The sequence below is a fragment of the Nocardioides sp. P4_G4 genome (assembly GCF_056401085.1).
Map to the genome: position 1 here is coordinate 19,524 of NZ_JBFUKA010000033.1, position 21,493 is coordinate 41,016.

General features: G+C 71.6%; 21 protein-coding genes. 16 read left to right on the top strand and 5 right to left on the bottom strand.

Translation table 11 applies throughout. The features are described from left to right. Positions 1 to 102 precede the first annotated feature (102 nt). From dnaE to AC1DQF_RS09635, 3 genes are read left to right on the top strand one after another with little or no spacing between them, the layout of a single operon-like run. The gene (gene dnaE, locus AC1DQF_RS09625; protein ID WP_477525024.1) at positions 103 to 3,660 is read left to right on the top strand and encodes a DNA polymerase III subunit alpha; all 3,558 of its coding nucleotides are present in this window, start codon (positions 103 to 105) and stop codon (positions 3,658 to 3,660) included. Then, positions 3,657 to 4,223: a hypothetical protein gene (locus AC1DQF_RS09630; RefSeq protein WP_477525005.1), complete on the top strand. Its 567-nt coding sequence runs from the start codon at positions 3,657 to 3,659 to the stop codon at positions 4,221 to 4,223. The genes dnaE and AC1DQF_RS09630 overlap by 4 nt, the downstream gene beginning before the upstream one ends. 39 nt (positions 4,224 to 4,262) lie before the next feature. Then, positions 4,263 to 5,918, top strand: a complete 1,656-nt coding sequence (locus AC1DQF_RS09635; RefSeq protein ID WP_477525006.1) for a DUF3352 domain-containing protein — start codon at positions 4,263 to 4,265, stop codon at positions 5,916 to 5,918. Between the two features lie 6 nt (positions 5,919 to 5,924). Here the strand turns inward: AC1DQF_RS09635 and ybaK are convergent, their stop codons facing one another. Together ybaK and AC1DQF_RS09645 are read right to left on the bottom strand one after the other, a co-directional pair. Then, positions 5,925 to 6,413 carry a Cys-tRNA(Pro) deacylase gene (gene ybaK, locus AC1DQF_RS09640; RefSeq protein WP_477525007.1) on the bottom strand — a complete coding sequence of 163 codons (489 nt, stop codon included), beginning with the start codon at positions 6,411 to 6,413 and terminating at the stop codon, positions 5,925 to 5,927. 19 nt (positions 6,414 to 6,432) lie between these two features. After that, entirely contained in the window at positions 6,433 to 7,098 is a 666-nt protein-coding gene (locus AC1DQF_RS09645) for an LON peptidase substrate-binding domain-containing protein (protein WP_477525008.1), read from the bottom strand. Between the two features lie 73 nt (positions 7,099 to 7,171). Here AC1DQF_RS09645 and hisD point away from each other — a divergent pair, with 73 nt between their 5' ends. Genes hisD through AC1DQF_RS09670 form a run of 5 tightly spaced genes read left to right on the top strand, consistent with a single transcriptional unit; the run spans position 7,172 to position 11,543 of the window. After that, complete coding sequence (gene hisD, locus AC1DQF_RS09650) at positions 7,172 to 8,473, top strand: histidinol dehydrogenase (RefSeq protein WP_477525009.1); 1,302 nt, start codon at positions 7,172 to 7,174, stop codon at positions 8,471 to 8,473. Continuing rightward, entirely contained in the window at positions 8,470 to 9,585 is a 1,116-nt protein-coding gene (locus AC1DQF_RS09655; RefSeq protein WP_477525010.1) for a histidinol-phosphate transaminase, read from the top strand. The genes hisD and AC1DQF_RS09655 overlap by 4 nt, the downstream gene beginning before the upstream one ends. Continuing rightward, positions 9,582 to 10,211, top strand: coding sequence for an imidazoleglycerol-phosphate dehydratase HisB (gene hisB, locus AC1DQF_RS09660; protein ID WP_477525011.1), 630 nt, complete (start codon positions 9,582 to 9,584; stop codon positions 10,209 to 10,211). Before AC1DQF_RS09655 ends, hisB begins: the two co-directional genes overlap by 4 nt. Beyond that, positions 10,208 to 10,849, top strand: coding sequence for an imidazole glycerol phosphate synthase subunit HisH (gene hisH / locus AC1DQF_RS09665; protein WP_477525012.1), 642 nt, complete (start codon positions 10,208 to 10,210; stop codon positions 10,847 to 10,849). The genes hisB and hisH overlap by 4 nt, the downstream gene beginning before the upstream one ends. Before the next feature lie 55 nt (positions 10,850 to 10,904). Continuing rightward, entirely contained in the window at positions 10,905 to 11,543 is a 639-nt protein-coding gene (locus AC1DQF_RS09670; protein WP_477525013.1) for a hemerythrin domain-containing protein, read from the top strand. Positions 11,544 to 11,555: 12 nt separating this feature from the next. Here the strand turns inward: AC1DQF_RS09670 and AC1DQF_RS09675 are convergent, their stop codons facing one another. Then, positions 11,556 to 12,044 carry an FBP domain-containing protein gene (locus AC1DQF_RS09675; RefSeq protein ID WP_477525014.1) on the bottom strand — a complete coding sequence of 163 codons (489 nt, stop codon included), beginning with the start codon at positions 12,042 to 12,044 and terminating at the stop codon, positions 11,556 to 11,558. A 54-nt stretch (positions 12,045 to 12,098) separates the two neighbouring features. On the opposite strand from AC1DQF_RS09675, the gene AC1DQF_RS09680 reads away from it, so the two are divergent. From AC1DQF_RS09680 to hisF, 3 genes are read left to right on the top strand one after another with little or no spacing between them, the layout of a single operon-like run. Next, the gene (locus tag AC1DQF_RS09680) at positions 12,099 to 12,671 is read left to right on the top strand and encodes a TetR/AcrR family transcriptional regulator (protein WP_477525015.1); all 573 of its coding nucleotides are present in this window, start codon (positions 12,099 to 12,101) and stop codon (positions 12,669 to 12,671) included. Between the two features lie 10 nt (positions 12,672 to 12,681). After that, positions 12,682 to 13,416: a bifunctional 1-(5-phosphoribosyl)-5-((5-phosphoribosylamino)methylideneamino)imidazole-4-carboxamide isomerase/phosphoribosylanthranilate isomerase PriA gene (gene priA, locus AC1DQF_RS09685; protein ID WP_477525016.1), complete on the top strand. Its 735-nt coding sequence runs from the start codon at positions 12,682 to 12,684 to the stop codon at positions 13,414 to 13,416. Then, a complete protein-coding gene (gene hisF / locus AC1DQF_RS09690) occupies positions 13,413 to 14,174 on the top strand; it encodes an imidazole glycerol phosphate synthase subunit HisF (protein ID WP_477525017.1) in 762 nt (253 codons plus the stop codon). The genes priA and hisF overlap by 4 nt, the downstream gene beginning before the upstream one ends. Here hisF and AC1DQF_RS09695 read toward each other — a convergent pair. Continuing rightward, positions 14,134 to 15,216: a matrixin family metalloprotease gene (locus tag AC1DQF_RS09695; RefSeq protein ID WP_477525018.1), complete on the bottom strand. Its 1,083-nt coding sequence runs from the start codon at positions 15,214 to 15,216 to the stop codon at positions 14,134 to 14,136. The two genes, hisF and AC1DQF_RS09695, sit on opposite strands and share 41 nt — an antisense overlap. A gap of 106 nt (positions 15,217 to 15,322) precedes the next feature. Here AC1DQF_RS09695 and AC1DQF_RS09700 point away from each other — a divergent pair, with 106 nt between their 5' ends. Genes AC1DQF_RS09700 through AC1DQF_RS09710 form a run of 3 tightly spaced genes read left to right on the top strand, consistent with a single transcriptional unit; the run spans position 15,323 to position 17,828 of the window. Further along, positions 15,323 to 16,207 (top strand): ABC transporter substrate-binding protein, encoded by an 885-nt coding sequence (locus AC1DQF_RS09700; RefSeq protein WP_477525019.1) that lies wholly within the window; start codon positions 15,323 to 15,325, stop codon positions 16,205 to 16,207. Next, positions 16,207 to 17,082 (top strand): amino acid ABC transporter permease, encoded by an 876-nt coding sequence (locus AC1DQF_RS09705; RefSeq protein WP_477525020.1) that lies wholly within the window; start codon positions 16,207 to 16,209, stop codon positions 17,080 to 17,082. The genes AC1DQF_RS09700 and AC1DQF_RS09705 overlap by 1 nt, the downstream gene beginning before the upstream one ends. 26 nt (positions 17,083 to 17,108) lie before the next feature. Further along, positions 17,109 to 17,828, top strand: coding sequence for an amino acid ABC transporter ATP-binding protein (locus AC1DQF_RS09710; RefSeq protein ID WP_477525025.1), 720 nt, complete (start codon positions 17,109 to 17,111; stop codon positions 17,826 to 17,828). A 9-nt stretch (positions 17,829 to 17,837) separates the two neighbouring features. Here AC1DQF_RS09710 and AC1DQF_RS09715 read toward each other — a convergent pair whose 3' ends face one another. Next, on the bottom strand, positions 17,838 to 18,464 hold the full coding sequence (locus AC1DQF_RS09715) for a TIGR03085 family metal-binding protein (protein WP_477525021.1): 627 nt from the start codon (positions 18,462 to 18,464) through the stop codon (positions 17,838 to 17,840). Positions 18,465 to 18,607: 143 nt separating this feature from the next. Between AC1DQF_RS09715 and AC1DQF_RS09720 the strand changes: the two genes are divergently transcribed. Both AC1DQF_RS09720 and AC1DQF_RS09725 read left to right on the top strand, forming a co-directional pair. Continuing rightward, positions 18,608 to 20,446, top strand: a complete 1,839-nt coding sequence (locus AC1DQF_RS09720; protein WP_477525022.1) for an ABC transporter ATP-binding protein — start codon at positions 18,608 to 18,610, stop codon at positions 20,444 to 20,446. Continuing rightward, a partial coding sequence (locus AC1DQF_RS09725; protein ID WP_477525023.1) for an ABC transporter transmembrane domain-containing protein occupies positions 20,443 to 21,493 on the top strand: 1,051 nt, incomplete at its 3' end. The genes AC1DQF_RS09720 and AC1DQF_RS09725, both read left to right, overlap by 4 nt.

Sequence of the window (21,493 nt, forward strand, 5' to 3'; positions counted from 1 at the left end):
CCGCGATGATCCCGCGTCACCCCGGTGATGCTTGCCGGGCCGTCAGTCGCGACCGTTCCTGCGACCCCTCGAAGCGACCCGAAGAAGGTGTGGAAGACCCCGATGTCGGCCGGCTCCAACGACAACTTCGTGCACCTGCACGTCCACACCGAGTACTCGATGCTCGACGGCGCGGCGCGCCTCGGCGACCTGGCCAACCACACGGCCGAGCTGGGCATGCCGGCCGTCGCGATGACCGACCACGGCAACGTGTTCGGCGCCTACGAGTTCTACAAGAAGGCCACCGCCGCCGGGGTCAAGCCGATCATCGGCATGGAGGCCTACTTCACGCCCAACATCAGCCGCTTCGAGCGCAAGCGCGTCAACTTCTACAAGGGCGGGCCCGACGACGTCTCCAGTCGCGGCGCCTACACCCACATGACGCTCCTCTCGGAGTCGACCGAGGGCATGCACAACCTCTTCCGCCTCTCCACCGGGGCGTGGCGCGACGGCTTCTTCCAGCACCCGCGCGCCGATCGCGAGCTGCTGTCCCAGCACAGCGCCGGCATCATCGGCACCACCGGCTGCCCCTCGGGCGAGGTGCAGGTCCACCTGCGGCACAACAACTACGACGCGGCCCGTCAGACCGCCGCGGACTACCAGGAGATCCTGGGCCGCGACAACTACTTCCTCGAGCTGATGGACCACGGGCTCGACATCGAGCGCCGGGTCCGCGACGGCCTGCTGCGCCTCGCGAAGGACCTGCGGATCCCGCTGCTGGCGACCAACGACTCGCACTACGTCCACCAGCACGACGCCAAGAGCCAGGAGCACCTGCTCTGCATCAACTCCGGCTCGACGATGGACATCCCGGCCGGGGACGGCCCGGGCCAGCGGTTCGCCTTCAACGGCGACGGCTACTACCTCAAGTCGCCCGCCGAGATGCGCTCGCTGTGGGTCGACAAGTACGACCTCCGCGAGGCCTGCGACAACACGCTGTGGATCGCCGAGCGGTGCGACGTCACGTTCACCGAGGGCAACGGCACCTACATGCCGCGCTTCCCCTGCCCGCCCGGCGAGAACGAGGACTCCTGGCTGGTCAAGGAGGTCGAGCGCGGGCTCGCCGTGCGCTACCCGGCCGGGGTGCCCGACGACGTGCGCAAGCAGGCCGAGTTCGAGCTCGGCGTCATCACCCAGATGGGCTTCCCGGGCTACTTCCTCGTGGTGGCCGACTTCATCAACTGGGCCAAGGACAACGGCATCCGGGTCGGCCCGGGCCGCGGCTCCGGTGCCGGCTCGATGGTCGCCTACGCGATGCGGATCACCGACCTCGACCCGCTCGAGCACGGCCTGATCTTCGAGCGCTTCCTCAACCCCGACCGCGTCTCGATGCCCGACTTCGACATCGACTTCGACGAGCGCCGTCGCGGTGAGGTCATCCGCTACGTCACCGACAAGTACGGCGACGACCGGGTCTCCTACATCGTCACCTACGGCACCATCAAGGCCAAGCAGGCCGTCAAGGACTCCAGCCGCATCCTGGGCTACCCCTTCGCCATGGGCGACCGGATCACCAAGGCGATGCCGGCCGCGGTGATGGGCAAGGACGTCCCCCTCAAGGACATCTTCGACTCCAACCACAAGCGCTACGGCGAGGGCGGCGAGTTCCGCGGCCTCTACGAGAACGACAACGACGTCAAGCGCGTCGTCGACACCGCCATCGGCATCGAGGGGCTCAAGCGCCAGTGGGGCGTGCACGCGGCCGGCGTCATCATGTCCAGCGAGCCGCTCATCGACGTGATCCCGCTGCTCAAGCGGCCCGCCGACGGCGCGATGATCACCCAGCTCGACTACCCGACGTGCGAGGCCCTCGGCCTCATCAAGATGGACTTCCTGGGGCTCCGCAACCTCACCGTCCTCGACGACGCGGTCAAGAACATCAAGGTCAACCGCGACGAGACGATCGTGCTCGAGGACCTCACCCTCGACGACCCGGCGACGTACAACCTCCTCCAGCGCGGCGACACCCTCGGCGTCTTCCAGCTCGACGGCGGCCCGATGCGGGCCCTGCTGCGCTCGATGCGGCCCGACAAGTTCGAGGACATCTCGGCGGTGGGTGCGCTCTACCGCCCCGGCCCGATGGGCGCCGACTCCCACAACAAGTACGCACGACGCAAGACCGGGCGCGAGCCGGTGGAGGCGATCCACCCGGAGCTGGCCGAGGCGCTCGAGGAGATCCTGGGCGAGACCTACGGCCTGATCGTCTACCAGGAGCAGGTCATGGCGATCGCGCAGAAGCTCGCCGGCTACACGCTCGGCCAGGCCGACCTGCTCCGTCGCGCGATGGGCAAGAAGAAGAAGGAGGAGCTCGACAAGCAGTTCGAGATCTTCTCCGGAGGCATGGTCGAGCGCGGCTACTCGATGAAGGCCGTGCAGACCCTGTGGGACATCCTGCTGCCCTTCTCCGACTACGCGTTCAACAAGGCGCACTCCGCGGCGTACGGCCTGGTCTCCTACTGGACCGCCTTCCTCAAGGCCAACTACCCGGCCGAGTACATGGCGGCCCTGCTGACCAGCACCAAGGACGACAAGGACAAGTCGGCGATCTACCTCAACGAGTGCCGCCGGATGAAGATCCAGGTGCTCCCGCCGGACGTCAACGAGTCGCACGCCAACTTCACGCCGGTCGGCCATGACGTCCGCTTCGGCCTCACCGCCATCCGCAACGTCGGTGCCAACGTCGTCGACGGAATCGTCAGCGGTCGCGAGGGCAAGGGCCGGTACGCCGACTTCAACGACTTCATGGAGAAGGTCCCGGCCCACGTGTGCAACAAGCGCGTGGTCGAGTCGCTCATCAAGGCCGGTGCCTTCGACGAGATGAAGCACAAGCGCCGTGCGCTGGTGACCATCCACGAGACGGCGGTCGACCAGTACATCGACATCAAGAAGAACGAGGCCATCGGCCAGGACTCGCTCTTCGGCGGGCTCGACGAGGCCGACGGCGGCTTCGGCACCAGCATCCCGATCCCGGACATCGACGACTGGGACAAGATGACGCTGCTGGGCCACGAGCGCGAGATGCTCGGCCTCTACGTCTCCGACCACCCGCTGCTCGGCCTCGAGCACGTGCTCTCCAACGGCACGGACTGCACCATCGGTCAGCTGATGCTGGACGAGGACCGTGCCCACGGCAGCACGCTGACGATCAGCGGGCTGGTGACCAGCGTCCAGCGCAAGATCACCAAGAAGGGCGACGCCTGGGCGACGATCACCCTCGAGGACCTCGACGGGGCGATCGAGGTGCTGCTCTTCCCGAGCGCCTACCAGCTGGCCTCCAACCACCTGGTCGAGGACGCGATCCTGCGGGTCAAGGGCCAGCTCTCCCGCGACAAGGACCAGCCCGAGCTGCGCGCCCAGGAGGTGTCGGTCCCCGACATCTCCGACGGCCCGAGCGGGCCGGTGGCGGTCAACCTGCCGCACACCCGGGTCAACCCCGGCACGGTCGACAGCCTCAAGGACGTCCTGGCCACGCACCCGGGCGTCACCGAGGTGATCCTCCACGTGCGGATGCGCGACCGGACGATCGTGCTCAAGGTCGGTGACCACCACCGGGTGACGCCGAGCCCGGCGCTTTTCGCCGACCTCAAGCAGCTGCTGGGCCCCGGATGCCTGGCCGGTTGAGCGGGACGGGACGTGGCGGGCTGAGCGCTGTCGTCACCCGGGTCGCGGTCGTGCTCGCGACCTTCGCGGTGGTGGGCGCCATCGCCGGAGTCGTGTGGGAGTGGGTCTGGACCCCTCCGCTGGGGATCGTCTACCGCGGCGAGTGGCTCTTCGAGCCCGCCGGTCCCGACTACGCCTTCTCCGGCACCGGCTGGTACGTCGTGATCGCCCTGGCCGCGGGCCTGCTCACGGCCCTGGTCCTGGGCTGGGTCCTCGTCTCCGGCGAGGTGACCACCCTGGTGGCCGCCCTCGTGGGCTCGGTCCTCGCCGGCTGGCTGATGTTCACCGTCGGCCACACCCTGGGCCCGCCGGACCCGCGGCCGCTGGCCGCGGCGAAGGACGACCTGACGCGGCTGCCCAGCGACCTGCGGGTCGCCATGAGCGACCCGGACGCGGCGTCGTACTCCTTCACGTCCAGCGCGTTCACCGCATTCCCGATGGGGACCGCCGTGGGTCTCGCGCTGGTCTGGTTCACCACGCGCGGTCGCCGCGAACGTGGGAATGATCCCGCCGCTGCTGGGTAGGCTGCCGGTCGTCATCACGCCGCACCACGGGGGTTCCACATGTCCACCACACCGCAGGGCCCCTCGGGTCCCGAGTACCTCGAGTCGTCCTCGGGCAGCCCCGTCGCCGGCCGCCCGCCCGCCCAGTCCGCCGACCGGCGCAAGCGGCTGGTCGTCCTCGGGGGCATCCTCGGCGTCCTGGTGGTCGGCGGGGGCGCGGCCTGGGCCGCGTCGAGCTTCCTCAGCACCGGTGACCAGCCGGCGCAGGCGTTGCCGGCCGGGACGATCGCCTACCTCAGCGTCGACCTCGACCCCAATGGCGCACAGAAGATCGAGGCCATCCGCACGCTGCGCAAGTTCCCCGCGTTCGCGGACACCATGGACCTCGACACCGACGACGACCTGCGCGAGCGGCTCTTCACCGAGCTGACTGCCTCAGGTGAGTGCGAGGGCCTCGACTACGCCGCCGACGTCGAGCCCTGGCTCGGCAGCCGGGCCGCGGTCGCCGCCGTCGACACCGGCGCCGAGACGCCGTCGCCGGTCCTGGTCGTGCAGGTCACCGACACGGGTGCGGCCGAGGACGGCCTGGCCACCCTGCAGGAGACCTGCGGGGGCGACGAGGTCGACTCCGCCACCGCCGGCTGGACCGTCGAGGGCGACTGGGCCGTGCTCGGCGAGACGGTCGAGATCACCGACACGGTGACCGACGACGCCGCTGAGGGCAGCCTGGCCGACGACGGCGACTTCCAGCGCTGGACCGAGGAGGCCGGGGACCCCGGCATCATGAGCGCGTACGTCGCGCCGGCCGCCGGCACGTACCTCGCCGACATGATGGGCATCTACGGCGACACGCTCGGGTCGATGGGCGGGATGGAAGGCATGGAGGGGATGGACCCCGGCACCGGGGACACCCTCACGCCCGAGATGGAGCAGTCGCTCGCCGACTTCCAGGGCGCCGCGGCCACCCTGCGCTTCGACGACGGTGCCCTCGAGCTCGAGATGGCCGGGGACCCGGGTCAGTCGATGATGGCGCTGTCCGGGCTCGACCAGAGCGCCTCCGACCTGGTCGCCGGGCTGCCCGACGACACGGTCGCCGCCTTCGGGGTCGGGTTCACCGACGGCTGGTTCACCGAGATGGTCGACAACATCGCCACCCTGGGCGGCACGGACATGACGGCCGACGAGATGATGTCGGAGATGTCCCAGGCATCCGGGCTCGACCTGCCGGCGGACGCCGAGGCGCTCGTCGGTGACGGTGTCGCCGTCTCCATGGGTGCCGGCCTGGACCTCGAGTCCTTCTTCAACGGCGGCCCGGGTGAGCTGCCGGTCGGTGTCACCATCCAGGGCGACCCCGAGGCCATCCAGGGCGCGCTCGACAAGGTCAAGGCCCAGATGGGTCCGGACGGCGACCTGCTCGAGACCGAGGTCGACGGCGACCGGGTGACGATCAGCCCCAACGCCGACTACCGCTCCACCCTGGCCGAAGGCGGCTCGCTCGGGGACTCCGAGGCCTTCGACGAGGTCGTCGCGGACGCCGACGAGGCGTCGGCCCTGCTCTTCGTCGACTTCGACGCCGACGACAACTGGCTGGCGCGGCTCGCGGGCGACGAGGACCCCAGCATCGCGGAGAACATCGAGCCGCTCTCGGCCTTCGGCGTCACCGGCTGGATCGAGGACGGCGTGTCGCACTCGGTGGTCATGCTCACGACCGACTGAGCTCGTTCACCGGCCGATCGGGCCAGTGGTCGCCGAGGTGACCGCCACCAGGTCGGCCGGTGACAGCTCCACGTCGAGCCCACGCCTGCCACCCGAGACGAAGACCGTCGGCCAGGCGAGGGCCGACACGTCGAGGACGGTCGGGTGGGTCCGCTTCTGGCCGACCGGCGAGATGCCGCCGGCGACGTACCCGGTGGCGCGCTCGGCGACCGCGACGTCGGCCATGACGGCCTTGCTGCCGCCCAGGGCCCGGGCGAGCGCCTTGAGGTCCAGCTGGCCGTCGACCGGCACGATGCCGACGGTGAGGGCACCGTCGAGCGAGACCATCAGGGTCTTCAGCACCCGGCCGGGGTCGACGCCGAGGGCCTCGGCCGCCTCGAGTCCGAACGAGGCGACCCGGGGGTCGTGCTCGTAGGCGTGCAGCGTGAACTCGACGCCCGCCGCAGCCAGCGCGACGGTGGCCGGCGTCCCTCCGCCGGACCTCTTCCTGGCCATCTCGCGCCCGCCGGGACCGTCAGTTGGGGGACCAGGCGGTGCGGGCCACCTCGGTGGCCGGCAGCGAGGGGATGACGTTGATGGCCCGCAGCTCCTCGCGCAGCAGCGAGGTCACCAGCTCCAGCCGCTCGAGCGGGGAGTCGGCCTCGAGCAGGGACTGCCGCTCGGCCATCGGCAGCGGCGCCAGCGCGGCCAGCGTCCAGGACAGGTAGCCGGGGTCGCGGGGGAGCGAGCCGGAGAACGTCGTGCCCTGCAGCTCGCTGACGGCCGCGCGGTACGCCGTGAAGGTCGCTCGCGCCCGGGCCAGGACCTCGTCGGGCACCGGACCCTCGGCGTCCGGATGCTCGGCGACGTCGCCGACGGCGTACTCACCGGAGGCGTCGAGGCCCTGGAGCACGATGCGCTCGCGGGCGACGGCCTCGATCTCGTAGGTGCCGTCGTCGTTGGCCTCCACGTCGGTCAGCTGGAGCCGGACGCCGACGCGGTACAAGGACTGCGACCCGTGGTCGCCGACCTCGTAGCCCTCACGGACGGCCACGGTGCCGAAGACGCGCTCGGCGGGATCGTCGATGCTCAGCAGGTGCCGGACCAGCGCGCGGTAGCGGTCCTCGAAGACGTGGAGGGGCACCGAGACGCCCGGGAACACCACCGTGCTGAGAGGAAACATCGCCAGGGGAGTGCTCACGCGTCGACCCTAGCGCTGTCCAGCCCGGGCGCGGGTTCGGCCGCGGCGAGGCGCGGTCCCTAGACTTGGAGCCATGATTCGCCGCATCGACCTCAGGGGAGCCGACCGTGCCTCCGTCGACTACCGCGCCGCCGTGCCGCGCGCGGAGTTCGACGTGGAGGCGGCGACGCATCTGGTGGCCCCGGTGCTGCACGCGGTCAAGGCCCGCGGCGTCGAGGCGATCCTGGAGTACTCCGCGGAGTTCGACCGGATCGAGATCGAGGACATCGCGGTGCCGCGCGAGTCGATGACCCGCGCGCTCGAGGAGCTCGACCCGTCGATCCGACAGGCCCTCGAGGAGTCGATCCGTCGCCTGCGTGCCACCTGCGAGGCCGAGCTCGAGCACGACGTGGTGAGCAGCCTCGGCGACGGCGCCACCGTGACGCACCGCAAGGTGCCCATCGACCGGGTCGGCCTCTACGTGCCCGGGGGCCTCGCCCCGCTGGTGAGCAGCGTCGTCATGAACGTCGTCCCGGCCCAGGTCGCCGGTGTGCGCAGCATCGCGCTGAGCAGCCCGCCCCAGAAGAACACCGGGGGGCTGCCCGAGCCCACCATCATGGCCGCCTGCGAGCTGCTCGGCGTCCACGAGGTCTACTCCGTCGGTGGCGCCCAGGCGATCGCCATGTTCGCCTACGGCGCCGGGCCGTGCCGCCCGGTCAACCTGATCACCGGGCCGGGCTCCATCTACGTGGTGGCCGCCAAGCGCCTGGTGAGCGGCAGCGTGGCCATCGACTCCGAGGCCGGGCCCACCGAGATCGCCATCCTGGCCGACGACTCGGCCGACGCGGCGTACGTCGCCGCCGACCTCATCAGCCAGGCCGAGCACGACCCGCTCGCTGCGTCGGTGCTGGTGACCGACTCCGAGACGCTGGCCGACGACGTCGTCGCCGAACTCGAGAAGCAGGTCTTCGCGACCCGTCACACCGGGCGCATCCAGCAGGCGCTCGCCGGCCCGCAGTCCGCGATCGTCATGGTCGACGACATGGTCCAGGGCCTCGACGTGGTCAACGCGTACGCCGCGGAGCACCTCGAGATCCAGACCCGCGACGCCTCGGCGCACGCGGCCCGCATCACCAACGCCGGTGCCGTCTTCGTCGGCCCGTGGGCGCCGGTCTCGCTGGGCGACTACTGCGCCGGGTCCAACCACGTGCTGCCGACCGCCGGGTGCGCCTGCCACTCCAGCGGCCTCAGCGTCCGCGCCTTCACCAAGTCGATGCACGTCATCGACTACTCGCGCGAGGCCCTGGCCGAGGTGGCCGGTCACGTCGTCACGCTGGCCGAGGCCGAGGACCTGCCCGGTCACGGCGCCGCGGTCTCCGTGCGGTTCGAGCAGTGAGCGCGGCGTCCGCGCCGGAGTGGTCGTGGCCGCCCCTGCGTGAGGAGCTGCGCGGCATCGAGCCCTACGGCGCCCCGCAGCTCGACGTACCGGTCCAGCTCAACGTCAACGAGAACCCCTACGGCCCTTCGCCGGAGGCCGCGGCCGACATCGCGGCGTCCGTGGGACGGGCGGCGTCGACCCTCAACCGCTACCCCGACCGCGAGTTCACCGAGCTGCGCGAGGCCCTGGCGGCCTACCTGAACTCCTCCGGCGGCAGCGGCATCACCGTCGACCGGGTGTGGGCGGCCAACGGCTCCAACGAGGTCATGCTCCAGCTGCTGCAGGCCTTCGGCGGCCCGGGCCGGGTGGCACTCAGCTTCGCGCCGACGTACTCGATGTATCCCGAGTACGCCCGCGACAGCGTGACCGAGTGGGTGGCCGGGCGCCGCGAGGAGGACTTCTCGCTGGACCTCGACGCAGCCCGCGCGCTCGTCGAGGAGCGTCGTCCCAGCGTCGTGCTGCTGCCGTCGCCCAACAACCCGACCGGGACGGCGCTGCCGCCCGAGGCGGTCGCCATGCTCTGCACGGCCGCAGGTGACGGGCTGGTCGTCGTGGACGAGGCGTACGGCGAGTTCCGCCGCGCGGGCGTGCCCAGCGCCCTCGAGCTGCTGGACTCGCACCGCAACCTCGTCGTCACCCGGACCATGAGCAAGGCGTTCGCCCTCGCCGGCGCGCGGGTGGGCTACCTCGCCGCGGCCCCCGAGATCTGCGACGCGATCAGGGTGGTGCGACTGCCCTACCACCTCTCTGCCGTCACCCAGGCCACGGCGCTGGCGGCCCTGCGGCACGCGCCGGAGCTGCTCGGCAAGGTCGACGAGCTCCGCGCCGAGCGGGACACCACGGTGGACTGGCTCCGCGAGCAGGGCCTCGCGGTGGCCGACAGCGACGCCAACTTCGTGCTCTTCGGCACGTTCGACGACCGCCACGCCGTCTGGCGGGGGCTCGTCGAGCGCGGTGTGCTGATCCGGGAGACCGGGCCCGACGGCTGGCTGCGGGTCTCGATCGGGACCACCGCCGAGATGGACGCATTCAAGGACGCACTGATCCAGGTCATGGAGGACCACCGATGAACCGCACCGCCAAGATCGAGCGGACCACCTCGGAGTCGCAGGTCTTTGTCGAGGTCGACCTCGACGGCTCCGGGCGCGCCGACATCAGCACCAACGTCGGCTTCTACGACCACATGCTCACCGCCTTCGCGCGGCACTCGCTGGTCGACCTGACCGTGCACTCCAACGGCGACACCCACATCGACGCCCACCACACCGTCGAGGACACCGCGATCGTCCTCGGCCAGGCGCTGCGTGAGGCGCTGGGGGACAAGCGCGGCATCCGGCGCTTCGGGGACGCGACCGTGCCGCTCGACGAGGCGCTGGCCCACGCGGTCGTGGACGTGTCAGGGCGTCCCTACTGCGTGCACACCGGCGAGCCGGAGGGCCAGATCTACGTCGCCATCGGCGGCAACGACGTCAACGGTGCCGCCTACCAGGGCTCGCTGACCCGCCACGTGTTCGAGACGATCGCCTTCCACGCCCWCCTCGCGCTGCACGTGCGCGTGCTGTCCGGCCGGGACCCGCACCACCTCGTGGAGGCGCAGTTCAAGGCGTTCGCCCGGGCCTTCCGCGACGCGATCGCCATCGACCCGCGCGAGACGGGCGTGCCGTCGACCAAGGGCACGCTCGGAGACGCCTCTTGAGCCCCGCCCCCAGGCAGGTCGTCGTCCTCGACTACGGCTCGGGCAACCTGCGCTCGGTCGTGCGCGCCGCGGAGCGCACCGGGGCCGAGGTGACGCTGACCAGCGACTTCACCACGGCGCTCGAGGCCGACGGCCTCATCGTGCCGGGCGTCGGCGCCTACGCCGCCTGCATGGCCGGCCTGCGGGCCATCAAGGGAGACCGGATCATCGGGCGCCGCCTGGCCGGCGGACGACCGGTGCTCGGCATCTGCGTCGGCATGCAGGTCCTCTTTGCCCGCGGGGTCGAGCACGGGGTGCAGACCGAGGGCTGCGACGAGTGGCCGGGAACCGTCGAGCGGCTCCGGGCACCCGTCGTACCCCACATGGGGTGGAACACCGTCGAGGTCCCCCAGGACAGCAGGCTGTTCGCCGGGGTCGAGGGGGAGCGGTTCTACTTCGTGCACTCCTATGCCGCCCGCACCTGGGACCTCGTCACCAACGACCGCACCCGCGCGCCCCTGGTCACCTGGACCACGCACGGCGGGGACCGCTTCGTCTCGGCCGTGGAGAACGGCCCGCTGTGGGCCACCCAGTTCCACCCCGAGAAGTCCGGCGACGCCGGCGCGGCCCTGCTGCGCAACTGGGTGTCCACCCTCTGAGGGTTCACCCGAATTCGGGTCGCGGCCGTCCGTGTCGCGAAGCTAGCGTCGCGTCATGGCCACGATGAGCGTCAACCAAGTCATCCACGCCGCCGTACGACGTGACGTCACGCGCACCGAGCAGGCGCTCCGGGCGCTGCCCGGCGGGGACCGGAAACGGGCCCGCCAGATCCAGGTGGCCTGGCAGAACCTGGTCCGCGAGCTGACCCACCACCACGAGTCGGAGGACGCCCTGGTGTGGCCGTTCCTGCTCGCGCGCGGTGTCGACGCGAGCCTGATGCAGGCGATGGAGGACGAGCACGCCGCCATGAAGCAGGCGCTGAGCGAGGCCAGCCACGCGATCGACGCGGTCGTCGCGGACCCGACGGCGGAACGCGCCGGAGAGGCCGCCGACGTGGTGGCACGGTGCAGCGGCGTGGTCGACGCGCATCTCGAGCACGAGGAGCACGACGTCGAGCCCCTCCTCGACGCGCACCACGACGACGCGGAGTGGAAGGCCGTCACGCGGAAGCTGCGGCCCAAGAGGATCTCGGACGCGGGCAGCGCCCTGGCGTGGATGCAGGACGGCGCGACCGAGCGGGAGCGCACCGCGCTCCGCGCCGAGATCCCGGCCCCGGTCGTCGCCGTCATGACGACGGTGTTCGGCCGCCGCTACCGGCGTGAGGTGGCCCCGACGTGGCAGACGACGCGCTGAGCCGACGACGGCTCAGGAGCGGACCCTGCGCACGAACGTCTCGAGGTTGGCCACCAGCCGTTCGACACGCTGGTCGACGTCGAGCGTCTCGTGCATGCCCGGCGTCCCGGTCTGGAGCCGGCCGCGCACGTAGAGCGAGCAGCTGAGGTCGGAGCAGATGTAGGTCCCCACCGAGTTGCCCTGCTGGCCCGACTTCCCGGCGCGGGGCGCCACCATCAGCGACACGCCGCCCGACTGCACGGTGATGCACAGCGAGCACATGCTCTTGCGAGCGATGCCCACGCTCGCCTCGTTGATCCGGAGCACGAGTCCGTACGTCGCCCCGTCGACGTCCGCGACGAGGTAGCGCCGCGCGGGGGCACGCGGGTCCGTCCAGCCGAGGTAGTCCAGGTCCTCCCACGGTCGGGTGGCGAGGTCGTGGGGGACGTTGAGCCGCTTCGCCTCGCCCTTCGAGCAGTTGACGAAGCTGGCGCGGATCTCGGACTCGGTCAACGGCTTCACGACGTAGACGCTAAGGTACCTAAAGGTATTAGGCAAAACACTAAAGGAGTCAGGATGGCGCGCGCGGGACTCTCGCCGGACCTCGTGGTCCGGGCCGGGGCGGACCTGGCCGACGAGGTCGGCTTCGACGAGGTGACCGTCTCGGCCCTGGCCCGCCGGCTCGGGGTCCGGGTGGCCAGCCTCTACTCCCACGTCGGCGGCTCCGACGACCTGCGCACCCGCATCGCCCTGCTGGCCCTCGACGAGCTCGCCGACCGCGCGTCGGAGGCCCTGGCCGGTCGCGCCGGCAAGGAGGCGCTGGTGGCCTTCGCGGGTTCCTACCGGGACTTCGCCCGTGAGCACCCGGGCCGGTACGCCGCCATGCAGATCCGCCTCTCGCCCGAGGCCGCCGCGTCCGGTCCCGGAGGGCGTCACGCCGACCTGACCCGTGCGCTGCTGCGCGGCTACGGCCTCTCGGGAGCGGACGAGACCCACGCGGTCCGGTTGATCGGCAGCGTCGTGCACGGGTTCGCCGGCCTCGAGCTGGGTGGCAGCTTCGACCACAGCTCGCCGCCGCCCGACCGGACGTGGCCGCGGATCCTCGACGGCGTGGACACCGTGCTGAGGTCGTGGGCGGCTGCCTCCTAGGATCTGACCCATGGCCCCCCACCTCGAGCTCCTGCCCGCCGTCGACATCAAGGGCGGGCAGGCCGTCCAGCTCGTGCAGGGCGTGGACGGTTCGGAGAAGCGCTTCGGTGACCCGATCGAGGCGGCGCTGCGCTGGCAGCGGGCCGGTGCCGAGTGGATCCACCTGGTCGACCTCGACGCGGCCTTCGGCCACGGCCACAACCGTGAGCTCCAGGCCCGGATCGTCGGCGCCCTCGACATCCAGGTCGAGATGAGCGGCGGCATCCGCGACGACGAGTCGCTCGAGGCCGCCATGGCCACCGGCTGCCGCCGGGTCAACATCGGCACTGCCGCGCTGGAGCAGCCCGAGTGGTGTGCGCGGGCCATCGCCGAGCACGGCGACCGGATCGCGGTGGGCCTCGACGTCCGCGGGCGTACGCTGGCCGCCCGCGGCTGGACCCGCGAGGGCGGCGACCTCTACGAGGTGCTGGCCCGTCTCGACTCCGAGGGATGCGCGCGCTACGTCGTGACCGACGTCAACAAGGACGGCATGCTCCAAGGTCCCAACCTCGAACTGCTCCGCGACGTGTGCGCCGCCACCGACCGCCCGGTCGTGGCATCCGGCGGGGTCACCACCCTCGACGACATCGAGGCCCTGATGGGCCTGGTCCCCGACGGGGTCGAGGGCGCCATCGCCGGCACCGCGCTCTACGAGGGCCGCTTCACCCTCGAGGACGCGCTCGCGCTCACGAGGGGCGCGCGGTGACCCTCGCCGTACGCGTCATCCCGTGCCTGGACGTCGACGGCGGCCGCGTGGTCAAGGGCATCAACTTCACCGAGCTCCGCGACGCCGGCGACCCGGTCGAGCTCGCCCGCACGTACGACGCCGAGGGCGCCGACGAGCTGACCTTCCTCGACATCTCCGCCTCCCACCAGGGTCGCGCGACCACCATGGACGTGGTCTCGCGCTGCGCGGAGGAGGTCTTCATCCCGCTGACCGTCGGCGGGGGAGTGAGCAGCGTCGAGGACGTCGACCGGCTGCTGCGCGCCGGAGCCGACAAGGTCGCGATGAACACCGCCGCCATCCGTCGCCCCGAGCTCATCGCCGAGGTCGCCGACCGGTTCGGCAACCAGGTGCTCGTGCTGAGCGTCGACGCCCGCCGGGCCACCGGCACCGACTCCGGCTTCGAGGTGACCACCCACGGTGGTCGCACGAGCGCCGGGCTGGACGCCGTCGCCTGGGCCGCCCGCGCGGCCGAGCTGGGGGCGGGGGAGATCCTGCTCAACGCGATGGACGCCGACGGCACCCAGGACGGCTTCGACCTCGAGCTGATCGCCGCCGTGCGCCGGGTCGTGGGCATCCCCGTCATCGCCAGCGGCGGAGCCGGCGCGGTCGAGCACTTCCCGCCCGCCGTCGATGCGGGGGCCGACGCCGTCCTCGCGGCCACCGTCTTCCACTTCGGCACGCTGCGGATCGGTCAGGTCAAGGCTGCGCTGGCAGCATCAGGCCACCCGGTGCGCTGAAGCGTCCGCGGCGCCCCTCGGGCCGCACGCACCCCGCCAGCACCCCGACCTTCTCGAAGCCGGTGAGGTCACCGGCGCCCCACTGGTAGTCGGGGACGTCGTACGACGCCGGGTGCATGACCTGGGCCGGGTCCGCGACGTGGCCGAGACCCAGGGCGTGCCCGAGCTCGTGCATGAGCACGTGGAGGGTGCCGCTGGCGGTCATGTACTGCTCCTGCGAGTCCAGCACCGCGCCGGCGTTGCGGGCCAGCACCATCCGGCGGCCCCGGGCGTCACGACCCCACACGGCCTTGCTGGCGCCGCCCCGTCCGGCGTAGCCGGGGCCGATGTCCAACCTGGTCTGGGCGTCGGTGGCCCACGAGACGAGCACGTCGGTGTCCTTCGGGATCGACGCTCCGCCGCCCTGGAAGACGGCATCGGTCGGACCGAGGTAGCGGAACTCCATCCCGGTGGCCTGGGAGATGCGGGTGACCGCGGCGTGCGCCAGCGCCTCGGCCGTCGCGGGGTCCGGCAGCCCGGCGGCGGCGTTGACGCGATACGTCACCGTCCCGCACGGGTCGAGCCGTACCGGGTACCTGTAGATGTGCGCCCAGGACGCTGGGTCGCCGGCGGGGGCGTACGGCTCCGTGACCGTGACGCGCTGCGCCGTGCTGGCGTCGGCGCGGGCGCGCCCGGTGCGGGCGGCCAGGACGCGGAGCCTGGCCGAGCGGGTCCACCAGGTCGGGACCTCGAACGAGTACTCACCCTGACGGGTCGTGCGGGCCTTGCCCTGGGTGCGCCAGCCAGAGGCGGTCCGCAGCTGGAGGCGGACCGTGCGGCTGCCCGTGACCCGGTCCTCGACCGTGCCGGAGACCGAGACCGCGGTGTCACGGACCACCTCGGTGGCCGACCAGCTCGCCGTGGCCCTCGTCCGCCCCGGGCGTCCGGCGTCGGCGGGGACGGCGTGCATGCTCCCGACCAGTGCGGCCGCCACCAGTCCGGCGGCGGCCGTCCGGCGGTGGACGGAGTGCCGGCCGGCGGCGGGCCGTGTGATCTGCGACATGGTGCTCCCTGTCGGTGGCGTCGGGGTGGGCCTCCTACCCACCGGACACGAGTTCACACGGTGGCCCCGGCACGGATGTGGCGCCCCGCGGACTTACGATTTCGCCATGCGCCCCCTGACCCGACCCCTCGTCGCCACCTCGCTGGCCGCCGCCGTGCTCCTGACCGCCTGCGGCTCCCCCCGGGACGAGGCGGACTCCGCCTCCGACTCCTCCTCGACCGGGGAGACGGACGCGGCCGCGTCGTGCGACAAGGACTCGCTGCAGACGCGCTCCGAGGGCGTGCTGACCGTGGGCACCGACTCCCCGGCGTACGAGCCGTGGTTCGTCGACGACGACCCCACCAACGGCAAGGGCTACGAGTCGGCCATCGCCTACGCGGTCGCCGAGCAGCTCGGCTACGCCGAGGACGAGGTCGAGTGGGTGACCGTGYCGTTCAACGCGGTGGTCAGCCCCGGGGAGAAGAAGTTCGACTTCGACGTCAACCAGGTCTCGATCACCGAGGAGCGGCGCAACGCCGTCGACTTCTCCAGCGGCTACTACGACGTGCGCCAGACGGTGATCACCACCGCCGGCAGCGACATCGACGGCGTGACCTCGATCGACGACCTCGCCGACGCCAAGCTCGGGGCCCAGGTGGGCACCACCAGCTACAACGCCATCAGCGACGAGATCGGCAGCACCCAGCAGGCGGCCGCGTACGACACCAACGACCAGGCCGTCCAGGCCCTCAAGAACGGCCAGATCGACGGCATCGTGGTGGACCTCCCGACGGCCTACTACATGACGGCCGTCCAGCTCGACGACGGCGTCATCGTCGGCCAGCTGCCGCTGCCGGAGGGCGAGGTCGAGCAGTTCGGTGCGGTGCTCGACAAGGACAGCCCGCTCACCGACTGCGTCTCGCAGGCCGTGGACGCGCTGCGTGAGGACGGCACCCTGGACCAGCTCGCCGACGAGTGGCTGGCGCAGCAGGGCGCTCCCGAGCTTTCCTGATGTCGGCCCGGGAGGCCGACGCCGCGCCCACCGACTGGCAGCCGTCGGAGATCCAGCGCGAACGCGACGAGTGGCGTCGCCGGCAGACGCTGCGCAGCGCCGCGGTCGCCGCCGGCTCGACGGTCGCGGTGCTCGCGGTGGTGACCGGGCTGGTCGTCACCTCGCCCGGCTGGGAGCGCGTGCAGGAGACGTACTTCGACCCGGCGAAGGCCGTGGACTCGTTCCCCGCCGTGCTCGCGGGTCTGTGGCTCAACATCCGGGTGATGATGGTCTGCGCCGTCCTCATCGTGGTGCTCAGCCTCGCCATCGCGGTGATGCGCACCATCCGCGGGCCGGTCGCCTTCCCGCTGCGCCTGCTCGGCACGGTGTACGTCGACGTGTTCCGCGGGCTGCCGCTCCTCCTGGTGCTCTTCCTGCTGGGCTTCGGCGGGCCGGCCCTCGACCTGACCGGCCTGCCCACGTCGGCGCTCTTCTGGGGCTGCCTGGCGCTGGTGCTGTCCTACTCGGCGTACGTCGCGGAGGTCTTCCGGGCCGGCATCGAGTCCGTGCACCCCTCCCAGCGCCTGGCCGGCCGCTCGCTCGGGCTGTCCTACACGCAGACCCTGCGCCACGTGGTCCTGCCGCAGGCCTGGCGACGGGTGCTGCCACCGCTCATGAACGACCTGGTGTCGCTGCAGAAGGACTCCGGCCTCATCGCCGTGCTCGGCGTGATCGACGCCATCCGGGCCGCCCAGATCGAAACGGCCCGCGACTTCAACTACACGCCGTACGTCGTGGCGGGCGTGCTGTTCATCTGCCTCACCATCCCGATGGCGCGGCTGACGGACAGGTTCGCCCGCAAGCAGGGCTTCCACGGCGCGGGAGGAATGCTGTGAGCCACACCGGCGAGCTGGTGCTGCAGATGACCGGCGTCCGCAAGGCGTTCGGCGACCACGTCGTGCTGCGCGACGTCGACCTCTCGGTGGCGCGTGGGCAGTGCGTGGTGCTGATCGGTGCCAGCGGGTCCGGCAAGTCGACGCTGCTGCGGTGCGCCAACCTCCTCGAGACCGTGGACGACGGCGTCATCACCTTCGAGGGCGAGGACGTCACCGACCCGCGGGTAGACGCCGACGCGGTGCGGGCCCGGATGGGCCTGGTCTTCCAGTCCTACAACCTCTTCCCGCACCTGACCGTGCTCGGCAACGTGACCCTGGCGCTGCGCAAGGTCCACGGGGTCGGTGCCCCGGAGTGCGACGACCGCGGGCTGGCGATGCTGGACCGGGTGGGCCTCGCGGCCAAGGCGGGCGCCCGGCCCGACGACCTCTCCGGCGGCCAGCAGCAGCGGGTCGCGATCGCCAGGGCGCTGGTCGCCAACCCGCGGCTGATGCTCCTCGACGAGGTGACGTCCGCGCTCGACCCGGAACTGGTGGGGGAGGTCCTCGACCTGCTCACCGACCTCAAGGCCGACGGCGTGACGATGGTCCTCAACACCCACGAGATGGGGTTCGCCCGGGACGTGGCCGACACCGTCAGCTTCCTGCACGACGGAGTGATCCACGAGTCCGGCAGCCCGGCGCAGGTGATCGGGGACCCGCAGCAGGAGCGGACCCGGTCCTTCCTGTCGCGGCTGCGACTCGTCTGACGGGGTCGTTCAGATGCCGCGGTCGGCGCCGCGGAGCCGGGCGATCCGGTCCACGGGGCCGGTGAGGTCGACGCCGAAGGTCTGGTCGCGGCCGTACAGGAACAGCACCAGCTCGCTCGGCAGGCCGTGGACCGTCACGGGCTCGTCACCACGTCGCAGGGTGGCGGTCCGATGGGTGTCGGTGCGCTCCACCCGGACCGGCACGCCGGCCTTCGCGACCAGTCCGCGGCCCACGAGCCGCAGCATCCTCCACAGCACGTCCTGGTCGTGACGGGTGAGCTCGCGCGGCTCCCAGCCGGGCTGCGCGCGGCGCAGGTCCTCGTGGTGGATGAAGAACTCGACGGGGTTGACCCGGTCGTCGACCACCTTCAGGGCGACCGGAGTGAGCCGGGGGTGCCGGAATCGCTCGACGAGGACGCCGAAGTCGTCGGCCGCCGTACGCCGCATCGCCCGCTCGGTGAGCCCGGCAAGGGGAGGCAGGGCGATCCCGGCCGAGGCCAGCACGCTGTGCTCGCGCACCAGCAGGTGCGCCATCAGGTCGCGGGCGTCCCAGTCGCCGCACAGGGTGGGGACGTCGGGACCGAGGACGAGCGCGGTGTCGGCCAGGGCGTGACGTTCTGCGCGGGCGAGGCTCATGGCGCCACCCTAGGTGGAGGTGTGAGCGCGTCCGCGCGATTGGGTCGCTGTCGGTGGCGGGGAATAGCCTGAGCAGTCGAGATGGTTGCGACGAGCAACCTCCCCGGAGGACGGTTCACACGATGAGGGGGCGGGCGACACAGGTGGCAGGCGAGGACGCGGAGCTCCGGGGATCGACGACCTGGGAGGGCTTCGCCGTGCTGGGACACGCCATCCGGCGTGAGCCCGGCATCTTCATCCTGTCCACGGTGGGCTCGGTCCTCTTCGCGGTGCTGACCGTCGCCGACGCCTGGGTGCTGGGCTGGGCCACCGACCACGTGGTCATCCCCGCCTTCGAGAACGGTGAGATCAGCGCGGGCCTGCTGTGGGCCGTGCTGGCCCTCTTCCTGGGCGTCGCGATCCTGCGCGCGGTCGGCATCGTGGCCCGCCGGCTCGGGGCCGGGATCATGCAGTTCCGCATGCAGGCCCACACCCGACGGGCCGTGACCCGCCAGTACCTCACCCTGCCGATGGAGTGGCACCAGCGGCACCCGACCGGTCAGCTGCTCTCCAACGCCTACTCAGACGTCGAGGCCGCGTGGGGCCCGATCGCCCCGCTCCCGATGGCGCTCGGCACCGTTGTGATGATGGCGATCGCGGTCGTCCAGATGCTCCTCGCCGACACGGTGCTGGCCCTCGTCGGGCTGCTCGTGTTCCCGGCCGTGGTCGTGGCCAACCTGGCCTACCAGCGGCTCGCCTCCCCGCTGATGACCCACGCACAGGCCCTGCGCGCCGAGGTCAGCGAGATTGCGCACGAGTCCTTCGACGGCGCCATGGTCGTCAAGACCCTGGGTCGCGAGACCCAGGAGACCGACCGCTTCCGCGCCAAGGCCCACGAGCTGCGCGACGTCAACATCCGCGCCGGTCGCATCCGCGCCGCGTTCGACCCGACGCTGGCCTCGCTGCCCAACATCGGGGTCCTCATCGTGCTGGCCGTGGGCACCGCACGCGTCATCGGCGGCCACACCGATGCCGGCGACGTCGTCACCGTCGCCTACCTGCTGACCATCGTGGCCTTCCCGATCCGCGCCATCGGCTGGCTGCTGGGGGAGTTCCCGCGCTCGGTCGTGGGCTACCGCCGCACCGAGGCGGTCATCGCGGCGACYGGCTCGATGGAGTACGGCGCCGGCACCCTCGCGTCGGCCGGTCGGGGCGCCGTCCTCGAGGTCGAGAGCCTCCAGTACGCCTACGATCCCGACACCCGCCTCCTCGACGGTGTGACGTTCGACGTCCAGCCCGGTCGCACGGTGKCGCTGGTCGGCCAGACGGCGTCCGGCAAGAGCACCCTGACCAACCTGCTGACGCGTCTCGTCGACCCCGACGCGGGGTCGGTGCGCGTCGACGGGGTCGACCTGCGCGACCTGGCGCGGGGCGAGCTCGCCGGCGCGGTCGCCCTGGTGCCGCAGACGGCGTTCCTCTTCGACGACACCGTGCGCGGCAACATCACGCTGGGTGCCGACATCCCCGACGACGTGGTGTGGGCCGCGCTGCGTGACGCGCAGGCCGACGGCTTCGTGRCCGCCCTCGGCGCCGGCCTGGACACCCAGCTGGGGGAGCGGGGCACGTCGCTCTCCGGCGGCCAGCGCCAGCGCATCTCGCTGGCCCGCGCCCTGGTCCGTCGTCCGCGCCTGCTGATCCTCGACGACGCCACGTCCGCCGTCGACCCCGAGGTGGAGGCACGCATCCTCGCCACCCTGCGCGACGGGTCCACCGACACGACGCTGGTCGTCGTGGCCTACCGCAAGGCGACGATCGGCCTCGCCGACGAGGTGGTCCACCTCGACGAGGGCCGGGTCGCCGACCGGGGCACCCACCGCGAGCTCCTCGACCGCAGCCCCGACTACGCCCGGCTGGTCAACGCCTACGAGCAGGCCGCCCACGACGAGGCCGCCGGCACCGGCGGCTCCGCCACCGTCCCGAGTGGCGCCGGAGGTGCCCAGTGAGCTCCACGGCCTCGACCCGCAACCCGGACGCCGGGACCCGGATGGACTCCGGCGAGGACATCGGCGCCATCGAGACCATCCGTCGTGGCATGCGGATCTCGCCCGAGCTCAGCGACGGAATCCGGTTCACGCTGTTCCTCGCGATCGTGGCGGCCTGCGGCCAGGTGGTCGTGCCGATCGCCGTCCAGCAGACCCTCGACCGCGGGCTCAACGGCCCCGACGGGCCCAGGCTCGACTACGTCGTGTGGCTCGGCATCGGATGCGCGGTCGTGCTCACGATCACCAGCCTCGCGTCGTACACGATGACGAGTCGGCTCTTCACGACCTCCGAGCGCGGACTCGCGACGCTGCGGGTCAAGGCGTTCCGGCACGTCCACGACCTGCCGCTGCTCACCCAGAACACCGAGCGCCGCGGCGCCCTCGTCTCCCGCGTGACCAGCGACGTGGACCAGGTGAGCCAGTTCCTGGTGTTCGGCGGCCTGATCTTCGTGGTGAGCATCGGTCAGATGCTGGTCGCCACGGTCATCATGGTGATCTACAGCTGGCAGCTGGCCCTGGTGGTGTGGCTGTGCTTCGCGCCGCTGTTCATCTCGATCCGCTACTTCCAGCGCAAGCTCTCCGAGGCCTACAGCATCGTGCGCCACCAGGTGGGCGTGCTCCTCGGCGCGATCTCCGAGCCGGTCGTCGGCGCCGCGACGGTGCGCTCGTACGCCGTCGAGGACCGCACCCAGGGGCGCATCGACTCGGCCATCGACGACTTCAAGACCGCGAGCACCCGGGCCCAGAAGTTCACGGTCGTGTCGTTCTCGCTCGGCGGGATCTCGGCCGGACTGGCCAACGCGGGCGTGCTGATCGTGGGCGTTCTGCTGGGCTTCACGTCCGACATGACGGCCGGCAAGGTCCTGGCGTTCGCCTTCCTGGTGACGCTGTTCGTCGGTCCGGTGCAGATGGGCACCCAGATCCTCACCGACGCCCAGAACGCCATCGTGAGCTGGCGCCGCGTCATCGGCATCCTCGAGACCCCGGCCGACCTGGTCGACCCCGGTC

Coding starts and splice junctions, on each gene's coding strand:
- dnaE (WP_477525024.1), top strand. CDS start 103: ATGTCGGCCGGCTCCAACGACAACTTCGTGCACCTGCACGTCCACACC.
- AC1DQF_RS09635 (WP_477525006.1), top strand. CDS start 4,263: ATGTCCACCACACCGCAGGGCCCCTCGGGTCCCGAGTACCTCGAGTCG.
- ybaK (WP_477525007.1), bottom strand. CDS start 6,413: ATGGCCAGGAAGAGGTCCGGCGGAGGGACGCCGGCCACCGTCGCGCTG.
- hisD (WP_477525009.1), top strand. CDS start 7,172: ATGATTCGCCGCATCGACCTCAGGGGAGCCGACCGTGCCTCCGTCGAC.
- AC1DQF_RS09670 (WP_477525013.1), top strand. CDS start 10,905: ATGGCCACGATGAGCGTCAACCAAGTCATCCACGCCGCCGTACGACGT.
- AC1DQF_RS09680 (WP_477525015.1), top strand. CDS start 12,099: ATGGCGCGCGCGGGACTCTCGCCGGACCTCGTGGTCCGGGCCGGGGCG.
- priA (WP_477525016.1), top strand. CDS start 12,682: ATGGCCCCCCACCTCGAGCTCCTGCCCGCCGTCGACATCAAGGGCGGG.
- AC1DQF_RS09695 (WP_477525018.1), bottom strand. CDS start 15,216: ATGTCGCAGATCACACGGCCCGCCGCCGGCCGGCACTCCGTCCACCGC.
- AC1DQF_RS09705 (WP_477525020.1), top strand. CDS start 16,207: ATGTCGGCCCGGGAGGCCGACGCCGCGCCCACCGACTGGCAGCCGTCG.
- AC1DQF_RS09710 (WP_477525025.1), top strand. CDS start 17,109: ATGACCGGCGTCCGCAAGGCGTTCGGCGACCACGTCGTGCTGCGCGAC.
- AC1DQF_RS09715 (WP_477525021.1), bottom strand. CDS start 18,464: ATGAGCCTCGCCCGCGCAGAACGTCACGCCCTGGCCGACACCGCGCTC.